We start from the raw sequence: 5,987 nt of genomic DNA, 5'->3' as shown, positions 1-5,987 counted from the left end.
GTCCTGCCAGGCGACCTCGATCTGGCCGGCCAGCTCGGCCGTGTAGCGGTGCGGCGTCTCGTTCATCTCATCCCTCGTGTCGTGGTTGCGGTGCTGCTTGCCTGCGCTGGGTCGGCTCACCCGGGCCAGTTCACAAAAAAGCCCCTCGCGCAGGAGGGGTTAGCCGCGGTGACGTCCGTCGTCCGGTCCGTCAGCGCGGCTGTCGAAGGAGCAGCTGCCGTGCCATGGACGAAGGCTACCGCAGGGCCCCGGCGACGATCAGCCCCTGCCCGAGGTGGTAGGTCACCATGACGACCAGCGGGGCCCAGCGCTGGGGCCGCACGAACCGGTCGAACGCCAGCACGGCGTCGCTGGCCATGAACACCAGCGCCCCGGCGGCGACCAGCGGGCGGGTGGTGCCGAAGGCGGTGACGACCATCGTGCCGATCACGACCATGTATGCCGCCACCGCGCCGGCGAGGCCCGGCTCGCCCCGGCGCCGGGTCGCCGCCAGCACGGGCCGCCCGACGACGAGCACGAGCAGCAGGACGGCCGCCAGCCCCGGCAACGCGGCCGTGAGGCTCTGCTCGCCGAGGGACCGCAGCGCCGCGACGTAGGCGACGTGGCCGAGGAGGAAGGCGCCGAGGCCGGCGAGGAACCGGGGCTCGGTCCTGGACAGGAGCGCCACGTCTCCGGCGAGGCAGAGCACGAGGGCCACGAGCAGCCAACGCCCCGGCCCGGAGCCGCCGGCGCCCATCGCCAGCGCAACCCCCGTGAGCGCCACCATGGCGAGGGGCTTCGCCACCGCCTCCAGCGCGCGCCGGCCCCGCCACACGGCATACCAGTCGAGGACGGCGAAGCCGGCGAACAGCAGCCAGAGCACCCACGCGAGCCCAGTCACTGCGGAAGGCTCCCACAGCCCTCTCCGGTGGTACCGGGCAAGGTGGGGCAGGTCACTGGTGGAGCTGGTGGGCCACCGCGTGGCCCCGGCCCCCGGCGATGAGTGCTCGGTTGACGGGGACGGTGACGACGAAGGCGACCGCCAGCGAGGCTTCCGGGGCGCCCCGGAACGGCGGGCTCGACAGCCCCGGCCCATACCCCCCACGCGTATATGCCCAACCGCTCATTGACGTACTCGGCAGGGCGCAGAATGCCGGAGGTGACCGGGCCCCGGCGCCCCTACCGTCGGCGTATGGAGGGGACGCTGCGCCTGATCGCGTGGCTGGAGCGCCATGCCGGCACCGGGGGCGCCGCCGGCGCGCTGCTCCTGTGCGCCTACTGGAACAGCGTGGCCCGCGACCTGGCCCTGCCGTCGCTGCTCGGCGTGCCGCTCCAGCTGGCTGCCACCCTGCTCTTCACGCTCGGGATCGTCGGCCACCAGCTCGAGCAGGGCACGCACCCCTCGAGCTGGGTCGGCTGGGGCGGGGCAGCCGCGGTCGGCATGGGCTTCGCGGGGTCCCTGCTGCTGGCCTGCGCCGGCATCATCCTCGTCGGCGCCTCCATGGTGAGCTGCGGCGTGCACCGCGCGACGACGGGCCGGGTCCTCATGGCCGGCGCCACCGCGCTGCTGCTCGCCACCACGCTCGCCCCGGGCTTCGGCACCGACAACTCCGTGCCAGTGGGCTGGGGCTGGCTGCTCGTCATGAACGCCGGACTCGTCCTCATCGCGGGGGCGATGATCGACCTGGCCGTGGCGCAAAAGCAGGAGCAGCACAGCACCGTCCACGCGTAGCCTGCCGCCCATGACCACGCCTGCCGTGACCCATCCGGCCCTGCCGACCTCCGAGGACCTGCGGTCCGTCATCGACGAGCTCATGAGAGCGTTCTCGACCCTGCCCGACGAGGCCTGGGACACGCCCGCGCACGAGTCCGACTGGACGTGCCGCGAGGCTGCCTCGCACGTCGTCGACACGATGGGCTTCTACGCGATGCAGATCTCGGGCACCGGTCCCTTCCGGGAGTCCTACGTCCAGCTCGTCGACCGGACCGACTCGCGCGAGGGCGCCCCGCCGGTCGTCTTCTGGCCCGACCCGGGCACGGGGACCCGCGGCATCGTGGGCTGTCTCGACGCCGTCGGCGGGATGCTGGTCGCCGTCGCCGCGACCGCTCCCCCGGAGCGGCGGGGCTGGCACCCCTACGGGACCTCGGACAGCACCGGCTTCGCAGCCATGGGCATCACCGAGTCGCTCGCGCACGGCCACGACATCCTGGCTGCGCAGGGCGTCGACCTCACCCCCGACGCAGCGGTGTGCCGCCGGGTCCTGGACCGCATCTTCCCCGCTGCCACGCGCACGGACGACCCGTGGCACGACCTGCTGGTCGCCACCGGCCGCACACCCGAGACGCGGGGGCAGCGCTGGCGCTGGGACTCGAGCGTTCGCTAGTCGCAGACCCGAGGCTCGTCGGAACACCATCCGGTTGGGCCATGGTGGCACCGGGTGGACCGGAGCAGAGTCGTTGGCGTGCCCCACACCGAGACGCTCGTCAGGAGGCTGCCATGGGAGAGCACGAGGCCCTCGAGTCCACGGTCCGGGAGATGTTCGCGGCGTTCGACAAGGTCGACATCGACGCCATGCTGGCGCTGGTCACCCCCGACGCCCAGGGTGTCGACGAGATCGCACGCAGGTGGCTGAGGTCCGCCGACGACATCTCCGCGTACGTCCAGGAGCTGCGGCCCCGGATCAGCGACGTCCGCTCCGAGCTGTCGGACATGCACAGCGAGCAGTGGGGCGACACCGCGGTGGTGACGTCGTGGCTCGAGCAGGACTACACCTTCGACGGCGAGAGGCTCCACATCGCGGCCCCGACCACCGTGGTCCTGCGCCGGCTCGACGGCGACTGGAAGCTCGCGCTGCTGCACTCCGTCGCCCTTCCCCCCGAGGGCTGAGCGGCCCACGGCCTCAAGGGCATCCCCCACGGTCCTTGGTACGCCGGACCAATGGGGGGCCTGTGCGCGCACGTCCGTCAAAAGCACGACATGTCCTGGACCATGCGCGCGAGGCGATCCCGGACGCACCGGCCGATACTCGAGTCGCCCAGGGGAGGTGGTCTCGGATGCACGGACGGCACGAGAGCCAGCACGCGCGCGTTCCTCGCGCCACCCTGTTGGTCCTCACCGCGGTCCTCGTCGTCGGGACCACCCTCGTGTTCAGCCAGCTGGACCGCCAGGAAGCGGCGGGGTCAGCCGGGAGAGCCGGCGCCACCAGCTCCCTTTCACGCGGCTCCGACGCCGTCGCCCCGAGCTCACCGACCGTGACCACGACGCGGACGCCTTCCGAGGCCGACCAGTCACGCCGGGCCGTCACCGCCGTGCTGTCGGCGTGCCGGCTGTCGAACCTGCGACAGCAGACCGCTCTCAGCACGGCTGCGGTCTCGCTGGCCCAGTGGCAGAAGCACATCGAGGCCATGAACCTGCTCGTGGCCGGCAAGATCTCCCTGTCCGTGGCACGAGACTTCTGGGAGCAGACCCGGGTCGCGGCCAGCGAGAACGCCGCCGCCTTCCGCACCGTCGACGGCCCCGTCCGCGACCGCCCCGCCACGTGCTCGGCCGTCGACCCGCGATGGTCACAGGCCGCCACCCGGGGCGAGCTCGACGCCCTCACCCGGTGCCGGGCGGCGCTGCCGGTGCGCTCGACGGTCCTCCAGCTGGCCCGGGACGGAGTGTCCCAGTGGGAGCACCACATCCACGAGATGGAGCTGATGCGCGCCGGGAAGGTCACACCCGCGCAGGCCGCCGCGGCCTGGCGGAAGTCGTGGAAGGCCGGCGACCGGAAGATGCGCGCGTACGAGGCCGCCACGCGAGAGGCCGCCGCCACCAGGTGCACCCTGCTGTGAGGGTGCCCGCAGCTTCCACGAGCAGGTGCCAGTGGTCCTCCACACCGCCTGCGCCGGGCGTGGCCGGAGGGTGCGGGGACGGCAAAGGCCCCCGCGCTGCGGGGGCCTTCGTGTCGGTGGAGCTGAGGGGACTCGAACCCCTGACCCCCTCCATGCCATGGAGGTGCGCTACCAGCTGCGCCACAGCCCCGTGCGAATCTCTTCGCCCGTTCCCCTTGCGGGGACGCCAGAGTTTACCCATCCCACCCCTGGTTTCTCCAAATCGGGTGGTCACGCCCGGGACTGCGGGCCCGGGACGGCCTCGACGCCGGGCGGGCCGACGTTCCAGCGGATCAGCCGCCAGCCCACGCGGCCCTCGGCGACCTCGGCCCAGTGGCAGTTCCCCAGCCCGCCCAGGGTGGTCCACGCCATGGCCTGGTCCATGCCGATCAGGCCGGCGACCGCTGCCCGCCCGGCCACCCCGTGGGTCGCCACGACGACGGTCTCGCCCTGCCCCAGGCCCGCCAGGAGCTCGTCGAGCGCCTCGGCCGTGCGCCGGGCGACGTCCGCCACGGCCTCGCCGTGCTCACCGCGCCGGAAGTCCTCGCCGCGCGCCAGCTTCTCCTGCTCGGCCGGCCACTGCTGCCGGACCTCCGCGCCGCTCATGCCCTGCCAGACGCCGGCGTGGATCTCCCGCCAGCGCTCGTCGAGGCTGAGGTCGACCCCGCACGCCTTCGCCACGGCCTCGCCGGTGAGCGCCGCGCGCTGCAGGTCCGAGGCGACCACGCGCACGGGTGCCAGCGGCGCCAGGGCCGCGCCCGCGGCATACGCCTGCTCCACCCCGCGCTCGGAGAGGGGGCTGTCGAGCTGGCCCTGCCAGATGCCGGCCGCGTTGTGGGTCGTCTCGCCGTGCCGCAGCACGACGAGACGCCGCCCGGAGACCGCCGGGCTCACCGGCTGCCCCTCACTGCTGGCGGCGCTTCTGCACGCCGAGCTCGAGCTCCGGGCAGTCCTTCCAGAGCCGCTCGAGCTCGTAGAAGTCGCGCTCCTCGTCGTGCTGGACGTGGACGACGATGTCGCCGTAGTCGATGAGGACCCAGCGACCCTCGCGCTGGCCCTCGCGGCGCACCGGCTTGGCCCCGACCTCGCGCAGCTTGTCCTCGACCTCGTCGACGATGGCGCCGACCTGGCGGTCGTTGGCCGCGGACACGATGACGAAGACGTCGGTGAGGGCCAGCTGCTGGCTGACGTCGATGGCGGTGATCGTCGTCGCGAGCTTGTCCTCCGCTGCGAGCGCGGCGACCTTGGCCAGGTCGAGGGCGTGTTGGGTTGCGGGCACTGCTCTCCTACGTGTGGGCTGCAACTGCGACGGGGCCGCCGGCAGCGTACAGACGGTACTTGTTGATGTACTGCACGACGCCGTCCGGCACGAGGTACCAGACGGGCTCCGCCCGCGAGACGCGGGCGCGGCAGTCGGTGGAGCTGATCGCCATGGCGGGCACCTCCTGGAGGGTGACCCGGTCCTCGGGGAGACCGCCGTTCGACAGCTCGTGACCGGGACGCGTCACCCCGATGAAGTGGGCCAGCTCGAAGAGCTCCTCGGGGTCCTTCCACGACAGGATCTCCGCGAGCGCGTCGGCGCCCGTGATGAAGAACAGCTCGTCGTCGGGCCGCTGTGCGCGGAGGTCCCGGAGCGTGTCGATCGTGTACGTGGTGCCCTCGCGGTCGATGTCGACCCGGCTGACCGTGAAGCGGGGGTTGGACGCGGTCGCGATGACCGTCATGAGGTAGCGGTGCTCCGCCGGGCTCACGCCGTCCTTGTGCCATGGCTGGCCGGTGGGGACGAACACGACCTCGTCGAGGCCGAAGAGCGCCTGGACCTCACTGGCGGCGACGAGGTGGCCGTGGTGGATCGGGTCGAAGGTGCCACCCATGACGCCGACGCGCATGCGTCAGCCGCGTTCGGGGGCCCGGGTGTGGGTGTGGCTGCCGGACATCTTCTGCGCGGTCCCGCGGAAGAACCAGAGCACGCCCAGCAGGACGCCGAACGCCACGAGTGCGAGCACGCCGTACATGGTCGCGGACATGGGCAGCTCGCGGTGGGTCTCCTCGACGGAGGAGTACAGGGTGGCCAGAGACGACGACATGGCGCACAGCCTACCCGTCGGGTCCGCACCCGCCCGCGAACACCCCGC

At 72.6% G+C, this 5,987-nt stretch carries 10 protein-coding genes and 1 tRNA gene; 4 read left to right on the top strand and 7 right to left on the bottom strand.

Going from position 1 to position 5,987, the window contains the following annotated elements; translation table 11 throughout:
- Positions 1–235 precede the first annotated feature (235 nt).
- The gene (locus tag VIB11_RS11945) at positions 236–880 is read right to left on the bottom strand and encodes a lysoplasmalogenase (protein WP_332031450.1); all 645 of its coding nucleotides are present in this window, start codon (positions 878–880) and stop codon (positions 236–238) included.
- A gap of 52 nt (positions 881–932) precedes the next feature.
- Positions 933–1,106 carry a hypothetical protein gene (locus tag VIB11_RS11940; protein WP_332031449.1) on the bottom strand — a complete coding sequence of 58 codons (174 nt, stop codon included), beginning with the start codon at positions 1,104–1,106 and terminating at the stop codon, positions 933–935.
- A gap of 65 nt (positions 1,107–1,171) precedes the next feature.
- Between VIB11_RS11940 and VIB11_RS11935 the strand changes: the two genes are divergently transcribed.
- The 4 genes from VIB11_RS11935 to VIB11_RS11920 all read left to right on the top strand — a co-directional run bounded on the left by VIB11_RS11935 (position 1,172) and on the right by VIB11_RS11920 (position 3,813).
- A complete protein-coding gene (locus VIB11_RS11935) occupies positions 1,172–1,711 on the top strand; it encodes a hypothetical protein (protein ID WP_332031448.1) in 540 nt (179 codons plus the stop codon).
- Between the two features lie 10 nt (positions 1,712–1,721).
- Positions 1,722–2,363, top strand: coding sequence for a maleylpyruvate isomerase N-terminal domain-containing protein (locus tag VIB11_RS11930; RefSeq protein WP_332031447.1), 642 nt, complete (start codon positions 1,722–1,724; stop codon positions 2,361–2,363).
- A gap of 113 nt (positions 2,364–2,476) precedes the next feature.
- On the top strand, positions 2,477–2,866 hold the full coding sequence (locus VIB11_RS11925) for a nuclear transport factor 2 family protein (protein WP_332031446.1): 390 nt from the start codon (positions 2,477–2,479) through the stop codon (positions 2,864–2,866).
- A gap of 167 nt (positions 2,867–3,033) precedes the next feature.
- Positions 3,034–3,813, top strand: a complete 780-nt coding sequence (locus VIB11_RS11920) for a hypothetical protein (RefSeq protein ID WP_332031445.1) — start codon at positions 3,034–3,036, stop codon at positions 3,811–3,813.
- Between the two features lie 117 nt (positions 3,814–3,930).
- Here VIB11_RS11920 and VIB11_RS11915 read toward each other — a convergent pair.
- The 5 genes from VIB11_RS11915 to VIB11_RS11895 all read right to left on the bottom strand — a co-directional run bounded on the left by VIB11_RS11915 (position 3,931) and on the right by VIB11_RS11895 (position 5,939).
- Positions 3,931–4,003: transfer RNA gene (locus VIB11_RS11915), tRNA-Ala, on the bottom strand.
- A gap of 80 nt (positions 4,004–4,083) precedes the next feature.
- Positions 4,084–4,746, bottom strand: coding sequence for a histidine phosphatase family protein (locus VIB11_RS11910; RefSeq protein ID WP_332031444.1), 663 nt, complete (start codon positions 4,744–4,746; stop codon positions 4,084–4,086).
- A 10-nt stretch (positions 4,747–4,756) separates the two neighbouring features.
- Positions 4,757–5,131: a ribosome silencing factor gene (rsfS, locus tag VIB11_RS11905; protein ID WP_332031443.1), complete on the bottom strand. Its 375-nt coding sequence runs from the start codon at positions 5,129–5,131 to the stop codon at positions 4,757–4,759.
- A gap of 7 nt (positions 5,132–5,138) precedes the next feature.
- On the bottom strand, positions 5,139–5,741 hold the full coding sequence (gene nadD, locus VIB11_RS11900) for a nicotinate-nucleotide adenylyltransferase (RefSeq protein ID WP_332031442.1): 603 nt from the start codon (positions 5,739–5,741) through the stop codon (positions 5,139–5,141).
- A 3-nt stretch (positions 5,742–5,744) separates the two neighbouring features.
- Complete coding sequence (locus VIB11_RS11895; protein ID WP_332031441.1) at positions 5,745–5,939, bottom strand: hypothetical protein; 195 nt, start codon at positions 5,937–5,939, stop codon at positions 5,745–5,747.
- Between the last annotated feature and the right edge of the window lie 48 nt (positions 5,940–5,987).

The sequence above is a fragment of the Pedococcus sp. genome (assembly GCF_036554925.1).
GTDB lineage: Bacteria > Actinomycetota > Actinomycetes > Actinomycetales > Dermatophilaceae > Pedococcus_A.
Note: the sequence above shows the minus strand (reverse complement) of the source record. Positions and strands in the feature narration are given on the sequence as shown.

Coding starts and splice junctions, on each gene's coding strand:
- VIB11_RS11940 (WP_332031449.1), bottom strand. CDS start 1,106: ATGAGCGGTTGGGCATATACGCGTGGGGGGTATGGGCCGGGGCTGTCG.
- VIB11_RS11895 (WP_332031441.1), bottom strand. CDS start 5,939: ATGTCGTCGTCTCTGGCCACCCTGTACTCCTCCGTCGAGGAGACCCAC.
- VIB11_RS11925 (WP_332031446.1), top strand. CDS start 2,477: ATGGGAGAGCACGAGGCCCTCGAGTCCACGGTCCGGGAGATGTTCGCG.
- VIB11_RS11920 (WP_332031445.1), top strand. CDS start 3,034: ATGCACGGACGGCACGAGAGCCAGCACGCGCGCGTTCCTCGCGCCACC.
- VIB11_RS11930 (WP_332031447.1), top strand. CDS start 1,722: ATGACCACGCCTGCCGTGACCCATCCGGCCCTGCCGACCTCCGAGGAC.
- VIB11_RS11935 (WP_332031448.1), top strand. CDS start 1,172: ATGGAGGGGACGCTGCGCCTGATCGCGTGGCTGGAGCGCCATGCCGGC.
- nadD (WP_332031442.1), bottom strand. CDS start 5,741: ATGCGCGTCGGCGTCATGGGTGGCACCTTCGACCCGATCCACCACGGC.